This window comes from Rhodococcus qingshengii JCM 15477 (assembly GCF_023221595.1).
Lineage (GTDB): Bacteria > Actinomycetota > Actinomycetes > Mycobacteriales > Mycobacteriaceae > Rhodococcus_F > Rhodococcus_F qingshengii.
On the sequence record NZ_CP096563.1, the window covers coordinates 2,551,640 to 2,575,246 of the forward strand.

At 63.6% G+C, this 23,607-nt stretch carries 23 protein-coding genes; 20 read left to right on the plus strand and 3 right to left on the minus strand.

All coding sequences use genetic code 11. From position 1 onward, the window contains the following. The first annotated feature begins 12 nt into the window (after positions 1-12). The 19 genes from M0639_RS11725 (at position 13) to trmD (ending at position 19,570) form a co-directional block, all read left to right on the plus strand. Positions 13-774, plus strand: a complete 762-nt coding sequence (locus M0639_RS11725) for a DivIVA domain-containing protein (RefSeq protein ID WP_003942696.1) — start codon at positions 13-15, stop codon at positions 772-774. Between the two features lie 189 nt (positions 775-963). Then, entirely contained in the window at positions 964-1,524 is a 561-nt protein-coding gene (locus M0639_RS11730; protein ID WP_007729319.1) for a YceD family protein, read from the plus strand. A gap of 2 nt (positions 1,525-1,526) precedes the next feature. Next, the gene (rpmF, locus tag M0639_RS11735) at positions 1,527-1,709 is read left to right on the plus strand and encodes a 50S ribosomal protein L32 (protein WP_007729318.1); all 183 of its coding nucleotides are present in this window, start codon (positions 1,527-1,529) and stop codon (positions 1,707-1,709) included. A 19-nt stretch (positions 1,710-1,728) separates the two neighbouring features. After that, positions 1,729-2,502 carry a ribonuclease III gene (gene rnc, locus M0639_RS11740; RefSeq protein WP_003942759.1) on the plus strand — a complete coding sequence of 258 codons (774 nt, stop codon included), beginning with the start codon at positions 1,729-1,731 and terminating at the stop codon, positions 2,500-2,502. 8 nt (positions 2,503-2,510) lie between these two features. Beyond that, a complete protein-coding gene (gene mutM / locus M0639_RS11745; protein ID WP_003942752.1) occupies positions 2,511-3,380 on the plus strand; it encodes a bifunctional DNA-formamidopyrimidine glycosylase/DNA-(apurinic or apyrimidinic site) lyase in 870 nt (289 codons plus the stop codon). Positions 3,381-3,422: 42 nt separating this feature from the next. Beyond that, positions 3,423-3,875, plus strand: a complete 453-nt coding sequence (locus M0639_RS11750) for an OsmC family protein (protein WP_003942740.1) — start codon at positions 3,423-3,425, stop codon at positions 3,873-3,875. Further along, positions 3,875-4,798 (plus strand): SMP-30/gluconolactonase/LRE family protein, encoded by a 924-nt coding sequence (locus M0639_RS11755; RefSeq protein ID WP_064073711.1) that lies wholly within the window; start codon positions 3,875-3,877, stop codon positions 4,796-4,798. The genes M0639_RS11750 and M0639_RS11755 overlap by 1 nt, the downstream gene beginning before the upstream one ends. A 5-nt stretch (positions 4,799-4,803) precedes the next feature. After that, positions 4,804-5,088 carry an acylphosphatase gene (locus M0639_RS11760; RefSeq protein WP_037130369.1) on the plus strand — a complete coding sequence of 95 codons (285 nt, stop codon included), beginning with the start codon at positions 4,804-4,806 and terminating at the stop codon, positions 5,086-5,088. 26 nt (positions 5,089-5,114) lie between these two features. Next, positions 5,115-8,702 (plus strand): chromosome segregation protein SMC, encoded by a 3,588-nt coding sequence (gene smc / locus M0639_RS11765; RefSeq protein WP_064073710.1) that lies wholly within the window; start codon positions 5,115-5,117, stop codon positions 8,700-8,702. Positions 8,703-8,744: 42 nt separating this feature from the next. Continuing rightward, complete coding sequence (gene ftsY / locus M0639_RS11770; RefSeq protein WP_058226331.1) at positions 8,745-10,172, plus strand: signal recognition particle-docking protein FtsY; 1,428 nt, start codon at positions 8,745-8,747, stop codon at positions 10,170-10,172. Between the two features lie 247 nt (positions 10,173-10,419). Next, on the plus strand, positions 10,420-11,679 hold the full coding sequence (locus M0639_RS11775; RefSeq protein ID WP_042450902.1) for an ammonium transporter: 1,260 nt from the start codon (positions 10,420-10,422) through the stop codon (positions 11,677-11,679). A 56-nt stretch (positions 11,680-11,735) separates the two neighbouring features. Continuing rightward, positions 11,736-12,074 (plus strand): P-II family nitrogen regulator, encoded by a 339-nt coding sequence (locus tag M0639_RS11780; RefSeq protein ID WP_003942772.1) that lies wholly within the window; start codon positions 11,736-11,738, stop codon positions 12,072-12,074. Further along, positions 12,064-14,571: a [protein-PII] uridylyltransferase gene (locus M0639_RS11785; protein WP_003942689.1), complete on the plus strand. Its 2,508-nt coding sequence runs from the start codon at positions 12,064-12,066 to the stop codon at positions 14,569-14,571. Before M0639_RS11780 ends, M0639_RS11785 begins: the two co-directional genes overlap by 11 nt. Positions 14,572-14,686: 115 nt before the next feature. Beyond that, positions 14,687-16,264: a signal recognition particle protein gene (ffh, locus tag M0639_RS11790; RefSeq protein ID WP_003942713.1), complete on the plus strand. Its 1,578-nt coding sequence runs from the start codon at positions 14,687-14,689 to the stop codon at positions 16,262-16,264. A 3-nt stretch (positions 16,265-16,267) separates the two neighbouring features. Then, positions 16,268-17,350: an amidohydrolase family protein gene (locus tag M0639_RS11795; RefSeq protein ID WP_064073709.1), complete on the plus strand. Its 1,083-nt coding sequence runs from the start codon at positions 16,268-16,270 to the stop codon at positions 17,348-17,350. Between the two features lie 209 nt (positions 17,351-17,559). After that, positions 17,560-18,030 carry a 30S ribosomal protein S16 gene (rpsP, locus tag M0639_RS11800; RefSeq protein ID WP_003942818.1) on the plus strand — a complete coding sequence of 157 codons (471 nt, stop codon included), beginning with the start codon at positions 17,560-17,562 and terminating at the stop codon, positions 18,028-18,030. Then, complete coding sequence (locus M0639_RS11805; protein WP_003939023.1) at positions 18,027-18,269, plus strand: RNA-binding protein; 243 nt, start codon at positions 18,027-18,029, stop codon at positions 18,267-18,269. The genes rpsP and M0639_RS11805 overlap by 4 nt, the downstream gene beginning before the upstream one ends. Before the next feature lie 14 nt (positions 18,270-18,283). Further along, complete coding sequence (rimM, locus tag M0639_RS11810) at positions 18,284-18,856, plus strand: ribosome maturation factor RimM (protein WP_054802159.1); 573 nt, start codon at positions 18,284-18,286, stop codon at positions 18,854-18,856. 9 nt (positions 18,857-18,865) lie between these two features. After that, the gene (trmD, locus tag M0639_RS11815) at positions 18,866-19,570 is read left to right on the plus strand and encodes a tRNA (guanosine(37)-N1)-methyltransferase TrmD (RefSeq protein ID WP_003942745.1); all 705 of its coding nucleotides are present in this window, start codon (positions 18,866-18,868) and stop codon (positions 19,568-19,570) included. Here the strand turns inward: trmD and M0639_RS11820 are convergent. Next, positions 19,567-20,142: a dihydrofolate reductase family protein gene (locus M0639_RS11820; RefSeq protein ID WP_064073708.1), complete on the minus strand. Its 576-nt coding sequence runs from the start codon at positions 20,140-20,142 to the stop codon at positions 19,567-19,569. The genes trmD and M0639_RS11820 overlap by 4 nt on opposite strands. Before the next feature lie 68 nt (positions 20,143-20,210). Between M0639_RS11820 and M0639_RS11825 the strand changes: the two genes are divergently transcribed. Beyond that, positions 20,211-20,789, plus strand: coding sequence for a TetR/AcrR family transcriptional regulator (locus tag M0639_RS11825; RefSeq protein ID WP_003942695.1), 579 nt, complete (start codon positions 20,211-20,213; stop codon positions 20,787-20,789). A gap of 4 nt (positions 20,790-20,793) precedes the next feature. On the opposite strand, the gene M0639_RS11830 is transcribed toward M0639_RS11825, so the two are convergent. Both M0639_RS11830 and M0639_RS11835 read right to left on the minus strand, forming a co-directional pair. Then, a complete protein-coding gene (locus M0639_RS11830; protein WP_064073707.1) occupies positions 20,794-21,240 on the minus strand; it encodes a GtrA family protein in 447 nt (148 codons plus the stop codon). Further along, the gene (locus M0639_RS11835; protein WP_064073706.1) at positions 21,237-23,435 is read right to left on the minus strand and encodes a hypothetical protein; all 2,199 of its coding nucleotides are present in this window, start codon (positions 23,433-23,435) and stop codon (positions 21,237-21,239) included. Before M0639_RS11835 ends, M0639_RS11830 begins: the two co-directional genes overlap by 4 nt. Positions 23,436-23,607: the final 172 nt, after the last annotated feature.

Sequence of the window (23,607 nt, forward strand, 5' to 3'; positions counted from 1 at the left end):
TTGGGGTTGCTTGTGTACCGCGTATTCGAGGCACTGGACGAACTGGTCGCAATTGTCGAAGAGGCGCGCGGTGTTCCCATGACCGCAGGGTGTGTTGTGCCTCGCGGTGACGTACTCGAGCTACTCGACGACGTCCGGGACGCAATTCCGAGCGAGCTGGACGACGCTCAGGACGTCCTCGATCATCGCGACAAATTGGTCGGTGACGCGCGAGCAAACGCCGAGAAGACGGTCAGCAGCGCCAATGCCGAGGCAACCTCGACTGTGGAGAACGCACGCGACGACGCCGACCGGATTCTGTCCGATGCCAAGGCTCAGGCCGATCGCATGGTTGCCGAAGCGCGTGCGCACGCCGATCAGTTGGTCGAGGACGCCGAAGCAGAAGCGGAACGGACCGTCACCGACGGCCGTCGTGAGTACGAGGCCGTCACCGGACGGGCGCGTGCCGAGGCCGATCGGATGATCGAGTCCGGCCAGGCCTCGTACGAACATTCGGTGGCGGAGGGAACGGCGGAGCAGGCTCGTCTGGTGTCGCAGACCGAGGTTGTCCAGTCAGCTCACGCGGAATCCGCGCGAGTGATCGACGCCGCTCATGCCGAGTCCGACAGGATGCGTTCAGAGTGTGACCTGTACGTGGACACCAAGTTGGCCGAGTTCGAAGAGTTCCTCACCGGAACGGTTCGATCGGTCGGGCGTGGTCGTCAACAGCTTCGAACGGGTTCGGGGGTTCCCGACTACCAGGACGACGATCGTCGTTCCGAGCGGCGCCGATAGAGCAGACAAGTCAGTCGAGGGTGGGTCGTCCGATATGGGGCGGCCCACTTTTTCGTGGATCGAATTGGGATTTGCCTTGTAGCTGCCGTATTGTGGAGTGGTTGCCCATACCAGTTTCAACAGTTAGGTGAGTTCTCTTTGTCAACGCATCGTCGTAGTTCGTCGCATCAGTCAAGTGATGCGGGATTTTTGCTGGACACGGTCAAGCTCGGTCGTCGTCCAGGGTCGATGCGTACCGTCGAGAGAACAATTCAGTCCCCGAACCGTATCGGTCTCGATCTGATCGCGATCGAAGCGGGCGCGGACATAGATCTCGATCTTCGTCTCGAAGCAGTGTCCGAAGGCGTTCTCGTCACCGGAAACGTGCACGCACCCACCAAGGGTGAATGCTCGCGGTGCCTTGAACCTTTCACCGACACCGTGGACATCTATCTCACGGAGTTGTTCGCTTACCCGGACAGCACCACCGAGGAGACGACGGAAGAGGGAGAGGTCTACGCGGTCGAAGACGACGAAATCGACCTCGAACCGGTCATCGTCGATGCAGTCGGGCTGGCGCTTCCGCTCCAGCCTCTGTGCAGTGACGATTGCCTGGGATTGTGCTCAGAATGTGGCATTCGCCTGGCGATTGCGGAATCTGGGCATGGGCATGACATACTTGATCCTCGCTGGGCTGGTCTCGCGGCCAAATTTGGCGTGGAATCAAACACCAGCGAAAATCTTGTGATCACCGAAGCCGAGGAGAAGTAGAAGTGGCTGTCCCCAAGCGCAAAATGTCGCGATCCAACACGCGGTCGCGTCGTAGCCAGTGGAAGACCACTGTGCCCACCCTCGTTACCTGCCCCAACCGTGGCTGTGGCGAGCAGACCCTTCCCCACATCGCATGCCCGTCATGCGGTACTTACAAGGGCCGCCAGGTAACCGCTGCTGTCTAGTTCTCCCCGGAGAAAGACTATGACGAGCGAAAATACAGTTTCAGCCGCCGGCGGCGAGGGCAATCACGACAAGCTCCTCGCCGCTGTCGGCGTAGATATAGAGCCCGGTCTTCTGACCCTGGCTCTCACGCACCGCTCGTACGCGTACGAGAACGGCGGACTGCCCACGAACGAGCGCCTCGAGTTCCTCGGGGATTCCGTTCTCGGCGTCACGGTGACCGAAAATCTCTACCTGTCCCACCCGGACAAATCCGAAGGTGATCTGGCGAAGATCCGTGCCAGCGTGGTCAACATGCATGCACTCGCCGAGGTTGCCAGGACTCTGGGTGAAGGTGGACTCGGAGCACACCTGCTGCTGGGTAAGGGCGAGGAAATGACGGGCGGCCGTGACAAGCCGTCCATTCTCGCCGACGGTATGGAGTCGATTCTCGGCGCCATCCACCTGCAGCACGGCATCGAGACTGCGCGACGCGTCGTCCTCGATCTGTTCGACGATCTACTCACTCGCGCACCGCTTCTGGGCGCGGGTCTGGATTGGAAGACGAGTCTGCAGGAACTGACCGCAGAACACGGTGCCGGAGTTCCCGTTTACGAGATCACCGCCACAGGACCCGATCACGACAAGGAATTCACGGCCACCGTTCTCATCAGTGGCAAACCCTTGGGTGTCGGTGTCGGTCGTTCCAAGAAGGAAGCCGAGCAGAAGGCAGCAAGTTCGGCATGGAAGACGATGTCGGAGAATGCCGCTGCTACCGCAGTCGCTGCTGACGACACGCCTGATCTTGCCGGCTGAGTTCACTCTTGCCTGAGCTTCCCGAAGTCGAAGTCGTTCGCCGCGGCCTACAGTCTCATGCTGTAGGTGCGGCGATCGAGGCCGTCGAGGTACTCCATCCCCGCGCGATCAGGCGCCACATTCTCGGTTCCGAGGACTTGATCGGCCAACTCACCGGGCAGACCATCGCTTCGGCAGAGCGTCGCGGCAAGTACCTGTGGCTGGTTCTCGAGCCTGCCGGTGTCGGACTGGTGGTTCATCTCGGGATGAGCGGACAGATGCTGGTCCAACCCCCGACAGTCGACTGGGAAAAGCACCTACGCATTCGGTTGGCCCTCGATTCCGGGGCCGATCTTCGATTCGTCGATCAGCGGACCTTCGGTGGTTGGTCGATTTCACCCCTCGTCGAGGTCGACGGAACGATGCTGCCCGAGTCGGTGGCGCACATCGCCCGCGATCCCATGGATGCGGCGTTCGATCTCGAATCCGTCGTGAAAGTCCTGCGGGGCAAGCACACCGAGATCAAGCGCGCGATTCTCGACCAGACGGTGGTCTCCGGAATCGGAAACATCTACGCCGACGAATCATTGTGGCGCGCCAAGATTCACGGCAACCGAATCGCCGAAACGCTTACCAGGCCCAAACTTCGAGAACTGTTGACCGCGGCACACTCGGTGATGGGTGAAGCGCTCGATCAGGGCGGTACGTCCTTCGACGCGCTGTACGTGAACGTCAACGGAGAATCGGGCTACTTCGACCGGTCGCTGTCGGCGTACGGGCAGGAAAACCTCCCGTGCCCACGATGCGGCGCGCCGATCAAGCGTGAGAAGTTCATGAATCGATCGTCGTTCAGTTGCCCGCGGTGCCAGCCGACCCCGAGGGCACGGCGAATCGCCTAGGTCTCCCACCCCTTCGGTTCGGCGGAGTGGCAAGATTGCGTCATGGCTGAACAGACTCCCGACACCACTGCAACCGCCCCGGCTCACACGGAGCTTTGGGTCGAACGAACCGGAACCCGCCTCTACACCGGCAAGAGTTCGCGCGGCGCAGAGGTTCTCATCGGCTCCGAATCGGTGCCAGGAGTCTTCACGCCCGGCGAACTCCTCAAAATTGCACTGGCCGCATGCACCGGGATGAGCTCCGACTTCCCGATCTCGCGCCGGCTCGGTGACAACTACGACGCGACGGTCCGAGTGTCCGGAGCCGCCGATCGTGAAAACGAGGTCTACCCGCAGCTCGACGAGGTCCTCGAGCTCGATCTCAGCGAGTTGGATGCCGAGGCACAGCAGCGCCTCATCACTCTCGTCGAGCGTTCCGTGGACAAGGTATGCACGGTCGGGCGCACGCTCAAGGCCGGAACGAAGGTCACTCTGTCGTTCGACACGGAAGCCTGATGTTCCGCGCCGGCAGCGTTGTCGCTGCGATCGCACTGGGTTCCGTTGTGGCGCTGAGTGCTCCGGCGCAGGCCTCGGTCCCGGCCGACCGCTCGGCCGGTAGTTGCGGCACATGGACGTCGAGCGTCGTGGCGACTGGTGCCGGAATGCTCGAGAATCTCGAATTCGACGGCAGCGGATCGATGGTGTTGTCGCAGTCGGCTCTGATCGGGCCGGGTGCACTGCTGAAAGTGGCGCCGGACGGAACACGGACAACTTTGGTCGGTGACGTCACCGGACCTGGCGGTCTGGTCGCGCGTGAGGGATCCGTGTACTTCACCACGGGCAACTCGACTGTCTCGGGACTGTTCGGAATCGCCGACGGCAGCCTCCGCAAGGTCGACGTCGCAGACGGGTCGGTGACAACGATCGCCGACGGTCTGGTGATGCCGAACGGGCTTGTGCAGCTGGACGATAACCGTTTCCTCACTGCCCGCACACTCACCAGGCCGGGGCTCACGGTCGTCAACAGTGACGGAAGCAGTTCGATCGTTCGTGAAGACCTCGGCACCATCGACGGCCTCGCACGCTCCGGTTCGACGATCTACGTGAGCACGACCTTCGACATGGTCACCGCCGTCCACATCCTCGACGCAAACGATCTGGGCGGGCCGGTGCGAACGATCACGCTCCCCGGGTTCGGTCCGGCAAACATGGCGGACGATCTGACCGTCGGACCGGACGGCGCGTTGTACGTCGCATTCAATGCAGGCGGCAAAGTTGTTCGCGTCGATCCGGATTCGGGATCTTCGTGTGAGATCGCCTCGGGTCTGCCGTTCACATCTGCGGTCAAGTTCGGCGCCGGACCGGGCTGGGATCCCAACGCGCTCTACACCACCGGATTCCTGGGTGACGTTCACCGTCTCGAACGTGTGGCGGGCTGAGCGCCATGGCTGAAGCAGCGCCTGTGCGGTTGACGGCGTGGGTTCACGGATACGTTCAAGGCGTCGGGTTCCGGTGGTGGACCAGGGCCCGCGCACTCGAACTCGGATTGATCGGATATGCGTCCAATCAGCGTGACGGTCGAGTGCTCGTCGTGGCGGAGGGCGAACGCACGCAGCTGGAGCGATTGGTGGAGCTGCTGCGCTCGGGTACTACCCCAGGCTCGGTGGATCTCGTGGTCGACAGCTGGGACACCGCCAGGGGCGACCTGACAGGGTTCGTCGAACGCTGACCTGTTTGGCGGTAAAGTTTCCCCCCATGCACCTCAAGAGTCTGACACTCAAGGGATTCAAATCCTTTGCGTCGGCAACGACTCTTCGGTTCGAGCCGGGAATTACCTGTGTGGTCGGCCCGAACGGCTCGGGTAAATCCAACGTCGTCGATGCGTTGACCTGGGTGATGGGCGAGCAGGGCGCCAAGGCCCTGCGCGGCGGCAAGATGGAAGATGTCATCTTTGCCGGCACCTCCGGCCGCGCGCCGCTGGGCCGCGCCGAGGTGACCTTGACCATCGACAACGCCGACGGGGCGCTCCCGATCGAGTACTCCGAGGTGTCGATCACGCGCCGGATGTTCCGCGACGGCGCGGGGGAGTACGAGATCAACGGCTCGTCCTGCCGTCTGATGGACGTCCAGGAACTGCTCAGCGACTCCGGCATCGGCCGCGAAATGCATGTCATCGTCGGGCAGGGACGGCTCGCCGCGATCCTCGAATCCCGTCCCGAAGATCGACGCGCCTTCATCGAAGAAGCCGCGGGAGTCCTCAAACATCGCCGCCGCAAGGAAAAAGCGGTGCGCAAACTCGATTCCATGCAGGCCAATCTCGCTCGCCTCAGTGACCTCACCGCGGAACTGCGTCGGCAACTCAAACCGCTGGGACGCCAAGCCGAGGTTGCTCGGCGAGCACAGACGGTCCAGGCTGACCTGCGTGATGCAAAGATGCGTCTGGCCGCTGACGATCTGGTGACCCGTCGAAACCAGTTGAACGACCAGGCGCAGGACGAGAAAGCGGCCCGTGAACAGCACAACCAGGTGGCCGCTGCGCTCGACGAGGCCAACCTCGAACTCGGGCGCCAGGAGCAAGCTCTCGCTCGTCTGACTCCGGGATCGGAAGCGGCTGCACAGAGTTGGTTCCAGCTTTCCGCGCTTGCCGAACGCGTGAACGCCACTGTGCGCATCGCCCGCGAGCGTGCGCGTCATCTCGACTCCGAACCCGTCGGCAACCGCGGCCAGGACCCGGACGAGATGGAGGCGCGCGCCGAACGTCTTGCTGCCGAGGAGGCCGAACTCCTCGAAGGCGTCGAAATCGCGCGAGCGGCGTCGGAAGCTGCTCGGGACCAGCTCGCAGCCACCGAAGATGCTGCAGCAGAAGCGGAACGGGCGCACATGGCGGAAGTTCGTGCCGTCGCCGACCGCCGTGAAGGTCTCGCTCGACTCTCCGGTCAGGTCGACACTCTGCGTACCCGCGTCGAATCCGTCGACGCGGAAGTGTCTCGGCTGACCGAGGCGATCGACGAGGCTCGTCTGCGTGGCGATGCCGCACAGGCCGAGTTCGACACGGTGCAAGAAAGCATCGGGGACCTCGACGCCGGTGAAGTCGGCCTCGATACCAATCACGAACGCGCCATCGAGGCTCTCGAGATGATCGACGCGCGCGTCGAAGAGCTTCGTGAGGAAGAAAAGACGAGCGGGCAACGCATCGCTTCGCTCCGGGCGCGCATCGAGGCACTGTCGATGGGTTTGCAGCGCAAGGACGGTGGCGGCTGGCTGCTCGAACACCGCGGCGACGACGGCATCACCTCGCTGGTCGGATTGATTCACGTCGAACCCGGCTACGAGGCCGCGATCGCCGCCGCGATGGGGCCGGCAGCAGACGCCGTCGTTGCGCATTCGCTGGACTCGGCTCGCTCGGCTGTCACAGCACTGGCCGATCAGGACGGTGGGCGTGCATCACTGATCGTGAGCGGTGAACCGGCGATCAAGCGCGAGGCCGAGATCGCGCCGGGTAGTCGTCCGGCCGTCGACGTCATCGACTGCCCTGACGAGTTGCGTGCCGGATTGACCGCCATCCTCGATGGCGTCGTCCTGGTCGAGACTCTCGATGACGCGATTCGAGTTGTTGCTGACCACAAGGGAATTCGCGCAGTGACGCGTTCTGGCGATCTGCACGGTTCGGGGTGGATGATCGGTGGCTCGGATCGGCAACCGAGCACGCTCGAGGTGCAGGCGGCGATCGACGCGTCAGCAGCGGAACTGGCGGCAACGGAGAGCCGATCCGAGGAACTCGACGCTGCGCTGTCCGGCGCTCTGGCCGAACAAGCCGCTCGACGCGAGACCGCGGAGCAAACTTTGGCAGCGCTCAACGAGTCGGACGCCGCCATGTCCGCCATCTACGAGCAGTTGGGCAGATTGGGGCAGGCAGCACGAGTCGCCCACGCGGAATCCGAGCGGTTGACCGCCCAGCGAGTGCGTGCCGAGGAGGGCCGCGGGGAGTCGCTGACAAAGCTCGCGGATCTGGAGGAACGTCTGCGCGTCGCCGAAACCGACGGCAGTGCGCCGGGACACGGCGCGGAATCGACCGCTGCCGATCGTGAAATGGCCGCAGCAGCGCTCGCCGAAGTGCGCATCGTCGAAATGGATGCTCGCCTTGCCGTCCGCACCGCCGAAGAGCGTGCGGAATCCGTACGCGGAAAGGCCGATTCGCTTCGGCGTGCGGCCGCCGCGGAACGAGAAGCGCGGATTCGCGCCGAGCGGGCTCTGCGCGCCAGAGCGCACGCTGCGGAAGTTGCAGCTGCCGTCGCCGAGTCGGGACAGCGCGTGGCGGCCGAACTCGAGACCGTCGTCGCCGCGGCTCTTGCTCACCGCGACGAGTTGGCTCGGGCCCGCACCGAGTGCACGGCCAAGCTGGATCAGGTCCGCGAGATAGTCCGAGCACTGACTGGACAACTCGCTTCGCTCACCGACGCCGTCCACCGCGACGAGGTAGCGAAGGCACAGGCAGCGCTGCGCATCGAACAACTCGAGGAGTCGATCCTCGATCAGTACGGTATCGGCCTCGACGATCTGATCGCCGAGTACGGGCCCGAGGTCGAACTGCCGCCGACCGCTCTCGAAATCGAGGAGTACGAGCAGGCCAAGGAGCGTGGGGAGCAGGTCACCGCCCCCGCTCCGCTTCCGTACGACCGCGCGACTCAGGAACGGCGCGCCAAGCGGGCCGAGAAGGACCTCGCCACCCTCGGCAAGGTCAATCCGCTGGCGCTCGAAGAATTCGCAGCTCTCGAGGAGCGGTACACCTTCCTCTCCACTCAGCTCGAGGACGTCAAGACCGCACGCAAGGACCTTCTTGCTGTGGTCGCAGACGTCGACGCACGAATTCTGCAGGTGTTCACCGAGGCCTATGCCGACGTCGAGCGTGAGTTCGTGGGAGTGTTCGAGAAATTGTTTCCCGGGGGAGAAGGGCGGCTGGTCCTCACCGATCCCTCGGACATGCTCACCACCGGCATCGAAGTCGAGGCGCGTCCGCCCGGTAAGAAGGTCAAACGGTTGTCGTTGCTGTCGGGCGGCGAGAAGTCGTTGACCGCGGTGGCCATGCTGGTCGCGATCTTCCGGGCACGCCCGTCCCCGTTCTACGTGATGGACGAAGTCGAGGCGGCGTTGGACGACACCAACCTGCGGCGGCTGATCGGACTCTTCGAACAATTGCGGGAGAAGTCGCAGTTGATCGTGATCACTCACCAGAAACCGACGATGGAAATCGCCGATGCGTTGTACGGCGTCAGCATGCGCGGCGACGGCATCACCACCGTGATTTCGCAGCGACTTCGCGGTCAAGACATGGCCTCGACGTAAGCCCTGCTCACTTTCCGGGTCGGAGCCTGAAACAATGGGCCGGTGACTACCCAGGCTTGGATCATCATCGCGGCTGTAGCGGCCGTACTACTCGTCGTTCTCGTTGCCGGATTCCTGCGCTACCGCAAGGGGCAGGTATCGCTGAAGGCGCCCGAGACGAAGCCGGAGCTCGGCGCCCCCGAGAAGGACAAGTCAGGCGGCTACAAGGCCGGTGGCGGGTTCAACTTCAGTCAGGGGTCGACGGCAACGGCGCCACCTCCGGTGGTTCCGACACCGCCGGTCGCCGAGAAGCCGCCCGTCGTCGAAGAACCTGTCGTCGAAAAACCGATCGTCGAAGAACCGGTTGCGGAGAAGCCGGCCGTTGTCGAGGAGCCGGTTGTCGAAGAACCCGCTGTTGTCGAGGAACCGGTTGTCGAAGAGCCGGTAATCGAAAAGCCGGTCGTAGAAGAACCAGCGGTAGCAGAACCTGTTGTCGAAGAACCTGTCGTTCCCGAACCTGTCGTCGTTCCCGAACCCGTCGAGCCTGCACCGCGCGTGCTGGACGAGATCGACCCGACCGAGGGTCGGTTGGACCGACTGCGCGGGCGCCTTTCCCGCTCGCAGTCAGCAGTCGGCAAGAGCTTGCTGGGTCTGCTCGGTGGCGGCGATCTGGACGAGGACTCGTGGGAAGAAGTCGAGGACACCCTCCTCATCGCAGACCTCGGCTCCGCGACCACGGAAAAAGTCGTCACGAAGCTTCGTGAGCAGATGGCGGCCCGCAGCGTCCGGACCGAGGCTGCCGCCCGCGCCCTTCTGCGCGAGGTGTTGATCGCCGAACTGCGTCCCGAACTGGACCGCTCCATCCGCGCATTGCCGCACGATGATCACCCGGCTGTTCTGCTCGTCGTCGGCGTCAACGGGACCGGCAAGACAACGACCACCGGCAAGCTGGCTCGCGTGCTCGTCGCCGACGGTCGTCGCGTCGTGCTCGGTGCCGCGGACACGTTCCGCGCCGCCGCCGCCGATCAGCTCCAGACGTGGGCCGAGCGTGTCGGCGCTGAAGTTGTTCGTGGCAAGGAGGGTGGCGATCCCGCTGCGATTGCCTTCGACGCGGTCTCACGGGGCATCGCGGACGGCGTCGACGTGGTCCTGATCGACACCGCCGGCCGTCTGCACACCAAGACCGGTCTGATGGACGAGCTCGGCAAGGTCAAGCGGGTTATCGAGAAGAAGGCCTCGGTCGACGACGTTCTGCTGGTTCTCGATGCGACGGTCGGCCAGAACGGATTGGCGCAGGCTCGAGTGTTCGCGGAGGTCGTGGACATCACCGGCGTCGTACTGACCAAGCTGGACGGAACCGCCAAGGGCGGAATCGTCTTCCAGGTTCAGCATGAACTGGGTGTGCCGGTGAAGTTGGTCGGCCTCGGTGAAGGTGCCGACGACCTGGCGCCGTTCGAGCCGGGTGCGTTCGTCGACGCCCTCCTGGGCTGACGCCCCCGTGCGCCTTTTTGGTAGCGCGAACTACCGAAAAGGCGCACAGGGTCGGTAGAACCCCCTGGCGAAACCTGTTTGCAACAAAGTTGGGCAATTGGTTCACGTCTGCGAAACGCGACAGCGCCATGGACGAAACACCAGCCCAGCACTCTTCTCCTTAACGACGTGCTGCCCGGCACGTGCGACTAGGAGGTAGTAAGTGAGTACCGACGATTTGTTGGCGAACTCCGGTAACGCCGCATGGATGCTGATGGCTGCATCTCTGGTCTTGCTGATGACACCCGGCCTCGCTTTCTTCTACGGCGGGATGTCTCGGTCCAAGTCCGTCCTGAACATGATGATGATGTCCTTCGGGGCCATGGCCGTCATCGGCGTCATCTACGTTCTGTGGGGATGGTCGATGTCCTACGGCACCGAGAACATCGGGGGCATTTTTGCCAACCCGTTCGAGTTCTTCGGCCTCAAGAACAGCATCACCGATGCTGACGGCAACTTCATCGCCGGCGCCTGGGGCTACCCCAACGTCATCGACATCGCGTTCCAGGTGACATTCGCGATCATCACCACCGCCCTCATCAGTGGTGCCCTGGCCGAGCGGGTCAAGTTCGGCACCTGGCTCCTGTTCTCGGGTATCTGGGTCACCGTCGTCTACTTCCCGCTCGCACACATGGTGTGGGGCGGCGGACTCCTCTCGGGTTCCGAGGACGGCATCGCGGCAAAGCTCTTCGGCACCACGGTCAACGACGACGGAGTCACCGTCGCCAACGTCGCTCCGATCGACTTCGCCGGTGGCACAGTCGTTCACATCAACGCGGGTATGGCCGGTCTGGTCCTCGCACTCATAGTCGGCAAGCGTCTCGGCTTCGGCAAGACCGCCTTCCGTCCGCACAACCTGCCCTTCGTGATGCTCGGCGCCGCACTCCTCTGGTTCGGTTGGTTCGGCTTCAACGCCGGCTCGGCATTCGCCGCCGACGGTAACGCCGGTCTCGCCTGGGTCAACACGACCACCGCGACGTGTGCCGCAGTCCTGGCCTGGCTCGCTACCGAGCGTATTCGTGACGGCCACGCCACCAGCCTCGGCGCAGCGTCCGGTGCGGTCGCCGGTCTGGTCGCCATCACCCCTGCTGCCGGTGCGCTCAACCCGGTCGGTTCCATCTTCCTCGGCGCTGTTGCCGGCATCCTGTCCGCTCTCGCAGTAGGCCTGAAGTTCCGCTTCGGCTTCGACGACTCGCTCGACGTCGTCGGTGTTCACCTTGTCTCCGGCCTGTGGGGCACGATCGGTATCGGATTCTTCGGCACCGCAACCGGACTCTTCTACGGCGGCGACTACAAGCAACTGGTGGTTCAGATCGTGATCGCACTCGCAGCCCTCGTCTTCACCGGCGTTCTGACGACGATCATCGGCTTCGCACTCAAGCCCCTGGGCTGGCGAATCTCGGCCGAGGACGAGGCACGCGGCATCGATGAGACCGAACACGCAGAGACCGCATACGACCTCGCGTGATCAGCACGTGATTAAAGTGAATTCAGGCACTTCAGAGTTTGGAAAGGGATGAGCACATGAAGCTGATCACAGCAATCGTCAAGCCGTTCACGCTCGAGGACGTCAAGACCGGACTCGAGCAGGCCGGAGTGCTGGGTATGACAGTCAGCGAAGTTCAGGGCTACGGCCGACAGAAGGGCCACACCGAGGTGTACCGAGGCGCGGAGTACTCCGTGGACTTCGTACCCAAGGTCCGGGTCGAGGTCGTCGTCGACGACGCGGCCGTGGACAAGGTGGTCGAGGTGATCGTCGAGGCCGCTCGAACCGGCAAGATCGGTGACGGCAAGGTGTGGGTTTCGCCAGTCGAGTCGGTCATCCGGGTTCGCACCGGGGAACGCGGTGGCGATGCACTCTGACCCGAAAGGGTCCGAGAACTTCGGCCCTGGTTCCGTCGCGAAAGCGACGGGGCCAGGGCCGGTCTCGTCAGGGGGATCCGACGAAGCTGCGGACCTGGCCCGCGCACGCAAGGCCCTACTCACCGGAGGCGTCAAGAACAGGAGGCTCGACGCCCCCGCGCTGCGACATGCACTGGTCGATCTGCACGAATTCTGGTTGACCACCAAGGGGACCGAACTGGGCATCAAACCGGATTGTGGGTTTGCCATCGTCGCCGTGGGTGGTCTCGGCCGACGCGAACTGCTGCCGTATTCCGATCTCGATCTGATTCTGCTGCATGACGACATGGACCCGGCGGTCGTGGCCCAGGTTGCGGACAGCCTGTGGTACCCGCTGTGGGACGCGCACATCAAACTCGACCACAGCGTGCGGACGCTTCCGCAGGCGCTTCAGGTTGCGGCCACCGACATGACGGCAGCACTCGGAATGCTCGAAGCACGCCACATTGCGGGCGACGTGGAGCTGAGCAACTTGTTGATCAGTGGTGTCCGACGACAGTGGCGCATGGACATCCGCAGCCGATTCGACGAATTGATCACCCAGACCCGTACGAGGTGGGAGCGCAGCGGCGAGATCGCCCATCGCGCCGAACCGGATCTCAAGAGCGGTCGTGGCGGGCTGCGAGACGTCCAACTGCTCAACGCCCTGTCCATCGCGCAATTGACCGACGGGATGCCGGGGCTGGGACCCAACTCGCCCGGCGGCGGTCTGGCACTTGCGCACAGGCGGTTGCTCGACGTGCGCACCGAACTTCACCGCGTTGCCGGTCGCGCCCGCGACCAACTGCGAGCACAGGACGCCGACGAGATCGGTGCGGCGCTACGGATCGGTGATCGCTTCGATCTGGCGCGACTTCTCAGCGAATCGGCGCGCACCATCAGCTATTCGGTCGACGTCGGTATCCGTACCGCCGGAAACTCCTTGCCCCGGCGTGGTTTGTCGCGGCTGCGTCGCGCGCCGGTGCGACGGCCACTGGACGAGGGCGTCGTCGAGCATGCCGGCGAAGTAGTTCTGGCGCGCGATGCGAGACCGAAGAAGGATCCCGGTCTGGTGATGCGGGTCGCGGCAGCGGCGGCCACCAACGGCATGCCGATCTCCGCGTCGACGCTCAATCGCCTGGCCGACAATGCCCCCGAATTGCGTGAGCCGTGGCCGAAAAATGCAGTCAACGATCTCTTGGTCGTGCTGGGTTCGGGATCGCGTGCGGTTCCGGTGATCGAGGCGATGGACCGGACCGGGCTCTGGGGTCGACTCCTGCCGGAGTGGGGGACCATTCGCGATCTTCCGCCGCGCGACGCCGTCCACACGTGGACGGTGGATCGGCACCTGGTCGAAACCGCCGCGTATGCAAGCGGATTCACCACTCGCGTCGCTCGGCCGGATCTGCTCATGCTCGGTGCGTTGATCCACGACATCGGGAAGGGGCGAGGGGGAGACCACAGCGTCGTCGGTGCCGAATTGGCCACCGCGATCGGAAATCGCTTGGGACTCTGGCCTTCCGACGTCGCGACGTTGACGGCGATGGTGCGCTACCACTTGCTGTTGCCGGAAACCGCCACCCGTCGCGACCTCGACGATCCGGCAACGGTGCAGCGAGTGGTCGACGCACTCGAGGGAGACGGGACCCTTCTCGATCTCCTGCATTCGTTGGCGGAAGCGGATTCGCTGGCCACCGGGCCTGGTGTCTGGGGCGACTGGAAGTCGTCGTTGATCGGCGAGCTGGTGCGTCGTTGTCGTTTGCTGATGGCAGGGGAGGAGCTCCCGCAACCCGATCCACTCGCTCCCGAGCAATTGGCCATCGCCGAGGAGGGCGGGGTTCACGTCTCGCTCGTTCCGGCCGAGAATGCGCACACCTACGTCGTGACCGTCATCGCGCCCGACGCTCCCGGGCTGCTGTCTCGGGCTGCCGGAGTTCTGGCGCTGCAGTCCTTGCGGGTGCATTCCGCATCGCTGGGGTCGCATGCAGGTTCGGCGGTCAACTCGTTTGTCGTGACGCCGAGGTTCGGCACACCCCCGCAGGCGGTGCTGCTCCGGCAGGAATTGATCCGGGCTTCGGCCGGTGAACTGAATTTGCTCGAACTTCTCGACGCGAAGGACGAGGAGGCACGGGCAGAGCAGTGGGACGACCCGATCCAGACCAACAAGGATTCCGCGGTTCCGGTGCTCTATGCGCAGGCGCCACCGCGGGTCATCTGGTTCGACGCGCCCGGTGACGGTCAGGCGATCCTCGAATTGCGTACCGAGGACCGCGTCGGCCTGCTCTGCCGACTGGCCGCAGCACTCGAACACAGTGGAGCCGACATCCGGTGGGCGAAGGTCGCCACCTTGGGTTCCTCGGTGGTCGACGCGTTCTGCCTCGACTTCGGTGAGGCCGATACCCGCGCGGCGCGAGAGCGCGTCGAGGAGGCGGTGCTGGCGGTGGTTCCGGTGCCACAACCCAAGAAGAAAGAGGATTGACGGACCGGTTTCGGCAGTTACGCCCGCATCGGCTGGGATCGGTGCGGGCGTAGCGGCTAGGCTGGTGCCCGAGAATATCCATGGCTAACTCGCACGACCTTCAGGAGCGCACTCGGTGTTCGAATCCCTTTCCGACAGATTGACCGGATCTCTCAAGGATCTGCGTGGCAAGGGTCGTCTGTCCGGCGCCGACATCGACGCTACGGCCCGCGAGATCCGCCTTGCCCTGCTCGAGGCCGACGTCGCGCTTCCCGTAGTGCGCAGCTTCATCGCCAAGATCAAGGAACGCGCCAAGGGCGCCGAGGTCTCGGGTGCACTGAACCCGGCTCAGCAGGTCGTCAAGATCGTCAACGAAGAACTGGTCGAGGTTCTCGGCGGTGAAACCCGTCGACTGCAGTTCGCCAAGACGCCGCCGACGGTCATCATGTTGGCCGGTCTGCAGGGTTCCGGTAAGACCACGCTGGCCGGAAAGTTGGCCAAGTGGCTCAAGGATCAGGGGCACACGCCCCTCCTCGTCGCCTGTGACCTTCAGCGTCCCGGCGCCGTCACTCAGCTTCAGATCGTCGGTGAGCGTGCAGGCGCCGCAGTCTTCGCGCCGCACCCCGGCACCTCCATCGGCGGCGGCGAGAACGCACTGGGCGTTTCCGCGGCCGACCCCGTCGAGGTCGCCCGCGCCGGCGTCGAAGAAGCACGCAACAAGCATTACGACGTCGTGATCGTCGACACCGCCGGTCGCCTCGGTATCGACTCGGAGCTGATGGCGCAGGCCGCCGGTATCCGTGACGCCGTCAACCCGGACGAGACCATCTTCGTCCTCGACGCCATGATCGGTCAGGACGCGGTCAGCACGGCCGACGCGTTCCGTGAGGGAGTCGGCATCACCGGTGTCGTCCTCACCAAGCTCGACGGCGACGCCCGCGGTGGCGCCGCGCTGAGCGTCCGCGAGGTCACCGGCCAGCCGATCCTCTTCGCCTCCACCGGCGAGAAGCTCGAAGACTTCGACGTCTTCCATCCCGATCGCATGGCCAGCCGGATCCTCGGCATGGGCGATGTCCTGAGCCTCATCGAGCAGGCCGAGCAGGTTTTCGACGCCGATCAGGCCGAAGCGACCGCAGCGAAGATCGGTTCCGGTCAGCTCACCCTCGAAGACTTCCTCGATCAGATGATGGCCGTCCGCAAGATGGGCCCGATCGGCAACCTCCTCGGTATGTTGCCGGGTGCCGGCGGCATGAAGGACGCGCTGGCCAACGTCGACGAGAAGCAACTCGATCGCATTCAGGCCATCATCCGCGGTATGACGCCGGCCGAGCGCGACGATCCGAAGATCATCAACGCCTCACGCAGACTGCGCATCGCGAACGGTTCGGGCGTCAAGGTTTCCGACGTCAACCAGTTGGTGGACCGTTTCTTCGAAGCCCGCAAGATGATGGCTGCCATGGCCGGCCGTATGGGTATGCCCGGCGCGCGTAAGCAGGTTCGCAGCAAGAAGGGCAAGAAGGGCAAGAAGGGCGGCAAGGGCCCGACGCAGCCCAAGATGCGCGGAGGATTCCCCGGCATGGGCGGATTCCCGGGTATGCCCGGCGGAATGCCGGCCGGTATGCCCGACCTGTCGAACATGCCCAAGGGTCTCGATCAGTTGCCGCCCGGACTGGAAGGCATCGATCTCTCCCAGCTCAAGCTGCCCAAGAAGTAGTCGGTGGCTGCGCTTCATCTGCGGGGTATCGGTCTGCCCGATGCCGAGCCGATCGAATTGTGGATCGTCGACGGGCTGATTTCCTTCGAGTCGGTGTCCGGTGCGGAGACGATCGTCGAATCGGGTTGGATCACACCGGGTCTCGTGGATGCGCACTGTCACGTCGGTATCCGCTACGGCGGTGGCGGCGGCGAAACCGTCGACGGCTTGCTGGGGCAGGCGAAGACCGAACGTGACGCGGGCGTGCTGTTGCTTCGTGACGCCGGATCGCCGGTCGACACCAGGTTCATCGACGAGCGCCTCGATCTGCCGCGGATCATTCGCGCAGGTCAGCACATCGCAGCACCGAAGCGGTACATCCCGGGCCTGCCGGTCGACCTGGACGACGAATCTCAGTTGCCGGCCGAGGTGGTGCGGCAGGCACGCGCCGGTGACGGTTGGGTCAAGCTCGTCGGGGACTGGATCGATCGTTCCATCGGCGACCTCGCCCCGTTGTGGAGCGACGAGATTCTGGTCGAGGCCATCGCTGCCGCCCATGCCGAAGGCGCAAGGGTCACCGCTCACGTCTTTGCCGAGGATGCTCTGCCCGGCCTGATCAACGCCGGCATCGACTGCATCGAGCACGGCACCGGATTGACGGACGCGACCATCGAGTTGATGGTCGCTCACGGCACGGCCTTGGTTCCGACGCTGATCAACATCGCAACTTTCCCCGAGATCGCGGACTCCGCCACGCGGTATCCGATCTACGCGGCGCACATGCGGGATCTGCACGCTCGTCGACATCGGACGATCGGTGCCGCTCACGAGGCCGGGATTCCGATCTATGCCGGAACGGATGCCGGCGGATCGATCAGGCACGGGCGGATCGCCGACGAGATCGCCGAACTCGAAGTTGCCGGTTTGACGGCGCATCAGGCGCTGGGCGCAGCCTGCTGGGACGCGCGGAGTTGGCTGGGTGCGCAGGGGATCGAAGAAGGAGCGCCCGCCGACCTGGTGGTTTATTCCGAAGATCCGCGCGGAAACCCCGATGTGCTCGCGAAGCCGATGCGTGTGATCCTCCGCGGAACCCACGTGAGTGGTTAGGGAGTCCACGCACTCTCGAAGCGCGCACAGGGTGGTTTCCGAACGAGCCCACCCATCTGGCACAATGGACCATTGTTCGTCGCAACCGGTTACGTACCGCTGCGACGGTCACAGGATAGAGGCAAAACCGGGCTCACAAATCGTGTGGGTCGCTGAATTGCACGTGACATGCGCAGCACTGTTGTGCGCGCTGAAGGAGAACTGCAGCTGTGGCTGTCAAAATCAAGCTCACCCGCCTCGGCAAGATCCGCAACGCTCAGTACCGCGTTGTCATCGCCGACTCGCGCACCCGTCGTGACGGCCGTGCGATCGAGACCATCGGCAAGTACCACCCCAAGGAAGAGCCCTCGCTGATCGACATCGATTCCGAGCGCGCTCAGTACTGGCTGTCCGTGGGCGCACAGCCCACCGAGCCCGTCGAGGCACTCCTCAAGATCACCGGTGACTGGCAGAAGTTCAAGGGCCTGCCGGGCACCGAAGGCACCCTGCGCGTCAAGGAAGCCAAGCCTACCAAGCTCGAGCTCTTCCAGGCTGCGCTCGCGCAGGCCGAGAACGAGCCGGTTGCAGAAGCAATCACCCCCAAGAAGAAGAAGGCTGCAAAGGCTGACGAGGCCAAGGCAGAAGACACCGCGGCTGACGCCGAGGCTCCCGCTGCAGACGCCGAGGCTGCTGACAAGTGAGTGCCGTCGTCGCTGATGCGGTAGAGCATCTCGTGCGTGGCATCGTCGCCAATCCCGACGATGTGCGCGTCGAGCTGATCACCGGACGTCGGGGACGGACCGTCGAGGTGCACGTGCACCCAGACGATCTCGGCAAGGTCATCGGTCGGGGTGGCCGCACTGCGACCGCTCTGCGGACCTTGGTCTCCGGCATCGGTGGCCGCGGTATCCGTGTTGATGTCGTCGACACCGATCAGTAGACGGCAGTAAACAGGTGGAACTCGTAGTCGGTCGTGTCGCGAAGTCGCATGGCATCAAAGGTGAATTGGTAGTCGAGGTTCGTACAGACGAGCCCGAGGATCGTTTTGCCGTAGGTTCCGTGCTGCGTGGGCGCAAGCCGCGCGAGTCCACACTGAAGTCGTACACAGTGGAAGCCGCCCGGGATCATTCCGGGCGGCTTCTGCTGCGCCTCGAAGGCGTCAGTGACCGTGGCGACGCAGATGCGTTGCGCGGCACACTGTTTGTCATCGACAGTTCCGAACTCGAGCCTTCGGATGATCCGGACGAGTTCTACGATCACGAACTCGAAGGACTGAAGGTCGTCCTCACGGACGGTGCCGAGGTCGGTTCGGTCATCGAGGTATTGCATTCCGCCGCAGGCGAATTGCTTTCGATTCGCCGTACCGGTGAGGCATCCGGCGAATTGCTGATCCCGTTTGTCGCCGCCATCGTCACCTCGGTGTCGATCGCCGACGGTGTCGTGGTGATCGAGCCTCCCGAGGGACTGCTCGACCCGGACTTCGGCGACAAGTCGAACAGCGACAATTCGAACGCCGACAGCGACTGATCGCTTGTCATGCGTCTCGATGTAGTCACCATCTTTCCCGAGTATCTCGAACCGCTTCGTGCTGCCTTGCTGGGCAAGGCAATCGAACGTGGCTTGATCTCGGTCGACGTCCACGATCTTCGGTCGTGGACCCATGACGTACACAAAGCCGTCGACGATTCCCCGTACGGCGGCGGACCCGGCATGGTCATGAAACCCACCGTCTGGGGCCCGGCACTGGACGACGTGATCGGGCGCTCCGATTCTTCCGGCCCGGATGATGCCGAGACCATTCTGGTGGTGCCCACTCCCGCCGGCGTCCCGTTCACCCAGGAGACCGCGCACCGCTGGTCCAACGCCAAGCACCTCGTCTTCGCCTGCGGCCGATACGAAGGTATCGATCAACGGGTTTTCGACGACGCCGCCAAGCGGGTCAGAGTCGAAGAAGTCAGCATCGGCGATTATGTCCTGATCGGCGGCGAAGCAGCCGTGCTGGTGATGGTCGAGGCTGTCGTGCGACTGATGCCCGGCGTTCTCGGCAATCAGCTTTCACACCAAGAGGATTCGTTTTCCGACGGCCTTCTCGAAGGGCCTAGCTACACTCGCCCGGCTGTGTGGCGCGACCTCGAAGTTCCGCCGGTGCTTCTCTCCGGTGATCACGCGAAGATCAAAGCGTGGCGCCATGAGCAGTCGCTGCAGCGCACGGCCGAGCGTCGACCGGATCTTCTTCCTTAGGTATTTCGCTTCAACCAGGTGATGCTTGCGCCGTCGTCGAGCGATTCGGTTGCAGTCGGTGTGAACAGTGCCGGCTCGAAGTTACTTCTGATCATCGGTATGCCTGCGCCGGCGACTACCGGATACCTCTTGATGATCAACTCGTCGATCTCCGGTAGTAGTTCGCCGGCGAGAGTTCCGCCGCCACACAGCCAGATATCTTGTCCTTCTTCCTCTTTGAGAGATCTGACTACCCCAAGCGGATCGGCGCGAACGATGGTGACGGGGGGATCCTCGTCGTCAGGGATGGTTGTGGAGACGACGAACTGACGCAGGTGCGCGAAGGGGCTTTTCACTCCGGCGGCAAGCCCGGGCTCGTAGGAGCCGCGGCCCATGACGACCGTGTCGAAGGTCCTGTTGGGAGCGTCCTCGATTCCGAGAGCGGGCCGCACATGCGTTGGCACGGTTTCAGGATATCGATCGCATATCCAGGCCGTGATCTGTTCGGAGACCGGGAGGAAATCGAATTCGCCACCAGGCCCCGCGATGTATCCGTCGAGGGAAGCTCCCACGTAGTACACAAGCTTTCGCATATAACGCTCCGTTCGTAGTACTATGTTTGTAGTGGTTTAACTTAGGGTCGTGTCAGGAGTGATGTCAAGTGCGAAAGAACCCGGAACGCCGGCTTGCCCTGATCGACGCGGCAATCGAGGTGTTGGCCCGAGAGGGTGCTCGAGGCTTGACGTTTCGAGCCGTCGACGCCCAGGCAGCAGTGCCGAACGGGACAGCGTCGAACTACTTCTCCAATCGCGACGACCTGCTCACTCAAGCGGGTGGCCGGATCTACGAGCGACTGATTCCGGAGGACCTCGAAGGGATGATCGATCCCGTCAACGGCACCGATCGTGAGCGCCTGGTGACGCTCATGCTCGACGTGGTCGAGCGCGTCACCTCGTTCGGAACGGGTTTCCTCGCGCTCATGGAGTTGCGACTGGAGGCGACGCGTCGACCGGACCTGCGAGCGGTGCTGACCGTCCGCATCCGAGAAGACTTCGATCTGAACGTAGCCAATCATCTGGCGTCGGGCGTGCCGGGTGATGCGATGACCGTTCGCCTGCTCTATTTGTCGCTGAACTGGCTCGCACTGGATCGACTCACATTGCCGAACCTGTTCGGAGAGGAAGATATTCGGACGATCGTCGAGGCAGCGGTGGATCGAGCGCTACCCCGCGAATCGTAGAAGGTCAGTGCCGTTCGGCAGGTTTGCGGCGGAACGAGAAGTATCGATGACCGAAGAAGCTCACAGCCGCAACGATCAACATGACAACCGCCTGGGCGGGAAGCGGCGGGGCATGCAGAATCGACACCGCGATTGTTCCGAGTATCAGATTCAGCACCAGGCCACCGGAATTGACGACGATGAACGCTCCCAGGTCGCGTGCCACATGTCCGCGGACGCGGAAAACCAGAGTCCGATGCAGAACGAAAGCGATGAGCACGCTGATGGAGTACGCGCCGATCACAGCCACTTGATACAGATCCTTGTTGTCGAGGATCAGTGACCAGACCACGAAGAGCACGTATCCGATCGTCGTATTAGCCACTCCGACAATGGCAAATGCGATGGGTTGATGCTTGACCACCCGAAGCAGTGGGCCGGGATTCTCGGGTGATGCGATGTCTTCGGTCATGAAGACTCGGTTTTCACGGTGTTGATCCCGTCCTTGCGTCGGGTCCGCAGATACATCCACTCGAGCACGCCGAGTCCGAGGACTCCGGCGACCATCGAAGCGCCGCCGACCTTCCATCCCGGGGGACGCCACGTCAGGACAAGCTCTGCGTCCTTCGTCCCGGCGGGAATGTCCACGGTGACAAAGGACTTCGCGACGACGTCGATCGGAACAGGCTGACCGTCGATGCTCGCCCGATATCCGGGCCAGCCGAGCCGTGCGAACACAACCTTGCCGCCGGTCTCCGAACTGACACGAAGGGTGCTCGACATGTTCGATTCCGCGATCGACGTAGCCTCGACGCCGTGGGCGTCGGCGATGCGTCCGTTGCGTGTCGAGACGGGGCCGTCGACGCGTTCGAGTACCGAGATGTAGTTCTCGTGTCCGGGGTAGTCGACCCATTTCCATCCGTCGGGAGCCGGGTTCTTGCGTGCATCGGGGTAGAGAGCGTTCTGCAGTACGACGCGGTCCACGTTCATCAGGTCGACGATGGTGCGGCCGGTGGTGGGTTCGACGGTGAATGCGCGTCGGAAGGCGTCGGGGCAGACGCTCATGTCCCAGCGCATGCAGAGCAGGTCACCGAAGTAGAAGTGCCCGTTGGGGGTGTAGCCGCTGGTGTAGGTCAGTTCGAGGTCTTTGGGGTAGTTGCCGAAAGCCAGGGAACCGTACGCTCCGTCGAGGGTTTTGTCCCCGGGTGCGATGAGTGCACGGTCGCCCAGTTGCAGTGTCGTGCCGTCGAAGTCGGGGAAGGCCTCTTTCATCTCCGAGCGGGATTCGGGCAGGTTCCAGCTCATCGGGGTTGGTTGCGCGGCCCGAACCTGGGCGTAGGCGATGGGGGAGACCGCGACGATCGCTACGAGGCATGCGAAAGCAGTGCCCATGGTACGGCCGAGCCAGACCATCGCGGCGCCGAGTGCGGCAACGAGCAGGGCCGAGATCACATGCCATTTCGCGAGCCCGGGAGCTGCCGAGGCTGACCGAATCAGAAGCAGGCCCACGAGGATTCCCGCTGCAACGCAGCGCCCGCGCAACTTGTCGGTCGTGGCGTAACGCCCGAGCAGGATGCACACCAGAAGCAGGAGTCCGATGGCCACCATCGGAAGTACGCGCGCGGGCCACCGCAGTGGGCCGATCGTGCTCGGCCCGGCAGTCCACATGAGTACGGCGACCGTGAAGATCCCGACGGCGGTCAATTCGCGTGCCGCGGCGCGTGCCTTGCCCCAGTCGATGAATGCCAGGGCGGGTATGAGGAACCAGGCGATGTAGACCATGGGCATGGTCTGGATGTATCCCCACCACGAGGTGAACGCGGGCATCGTGCTCGGCAGGCTCGCGTTCAGCGATTCCGACCACGGGACGGCGAGGAATGCATCGTTCTTGACTTCGGATGCACCGCGCCAGGTGACGTCCGCGGTGAGCAGGCTCGGCAGATACGTCGCGAGACCGGCCAGAGCGGCACACGCGGACACCGCCAGAAGCCGCAGTGACGGCAGCCAACGCCGCTGATAGACAACTTCGCCGATTGCGACCGCGCCGATCATCAAGCCGGATTCGACTGCGGGGAAAACATATTGGACCGACATCGCGAGATACAAGAACACGAAGGTCGGGATCGGACCGCTCTTACCTCGGGCGTAGCGGATTGCCGACGCCCACGCCTGAACCATCCAGGCAGTGCCGGTGAAGGCAGTCATCCAACTGGCCGAGTCGAAGAACAGCAGGAAACCGGTGAACGGAATCGAGACGCCGGCGACGGCAGCCCACGTGGGCTTCGAGCCGTACTCGAGGCAGATCCGATAGACGCCGAGTGCAAGGATGATCGCGAAGATCAACTTCACGATCGTCGCGTACAACGCCAGGTTGTCGAAGGACGGTGCGATCAGGTCGATCAGGAGTTGCGGTGGATTGAGAAGGCCTGCTTCCTCGATCGCGTAGTTGCCCGCCATCCAGTTCTCGGGGACGAGCACCGGGAGGTGTCCTTCTCGCAGACTGCGGCCGAGCATGACCCACAGCGGCGCGTATTGGGACTCGGTGTCGTCGGTGTAGAAGTGACGAGCATTCGCGAGCACCACGGCCAGATAACCGGCGATGACACCGATCGCCGTGACGGCGCCCCACTTGTACACGTCTGCCCGGGCGAGAGTGCGAGTTTCCACCACGAGTTCCAGACCTTAACAGGGCAGGTGGGGCGTACGGAGACGCGAGCGCGTCACGCGCCGCCGGCATCCGAAGTCAAGACATCTCTGCGTGTTAAAGTTCGCGACGGTGTGGGCCCGATCGTGCCTGTCTCTCGGCGCCAGTCGAGCCCCCTGAAGGGAGTGGAAGCGA

Bases quoted from the DNA above. Each gene is read 5' to 3' on its own strand.
- rnc (WP_003942759.1), top strand. From the start codon at position 1,729: ATGACGAGCGAAAATACAGTTTCAGCCGCCGGCGGCGAGGGCAATCAC.
- M0639_RS11750 (WP_003942740.1), top strand. From the start codon at position 3,423: ATGGCTGAACAGACTCCCGACACCACTGCAACCGCCCCGGCTCACACG.
- M0639_RS11755 (WP_064073711.1), top strand. From the start codon at position 3,875: ATGTTCCGCGCCGGCAGCGTTGTCGCTGCGATCGCACTGGGTTCCGTT.
- M0639_RS11760 (WP_037130369.1), top strand. From the start codon at position 4,804: ATGGCTGAAGCAGCGCCTGTGCGGTTGACGGCGTGGGTTCACGGATAC.
- smc (WP_064073710.1), top strand. From the start codon at position 5,115: ATGCACCTCAAGAGTCTGACACTCAAGGGATTCAAATCCTTTGCGTCG.
- M0639_RS11775 (WP_042450902.1), top strand. From the start codon at position 10,420: ATGCTGATGGCTGCATCTCTGGTCTTGCTGATGACACCCGGCCTCGCT.
- M0639_RS11780 (WP_003942772.1), top strand. From the start codon at position 11,736: ATGAAGCTGATCACAGCAATCGTCAAGCCGTTCACGCTCGAGGACGTC.
- M0639_RS11785 (WP_003942689.1), top strand. From the start codon at position 12,064: ATGCACTCTGACCCGAAAGGGTCCGAGAACTTCGGCCCTGGTTCCGTC.
- trmD (WP_003942745.1), top strand. From the start codon at position 18,866: ATGCGTCTCGATGTAGTCACCATCTTTCCCGAGTATCTCGAACCGCTT.
- M0639_RS11820 (WP_064073708.1), bottom strand. From the start codon at position 20,142: ATGCGAAAGCTTGTGTACTACGTGGGAGCTTCCCTCGACGGATACATC.
- M0639_RS11830 (WP_064073707.1), bottom strand. From the start codon at position 21,240: ATGACCGAAGACATCGCATCACCCGAGAATCCCGGCCCACTGCTTCGG.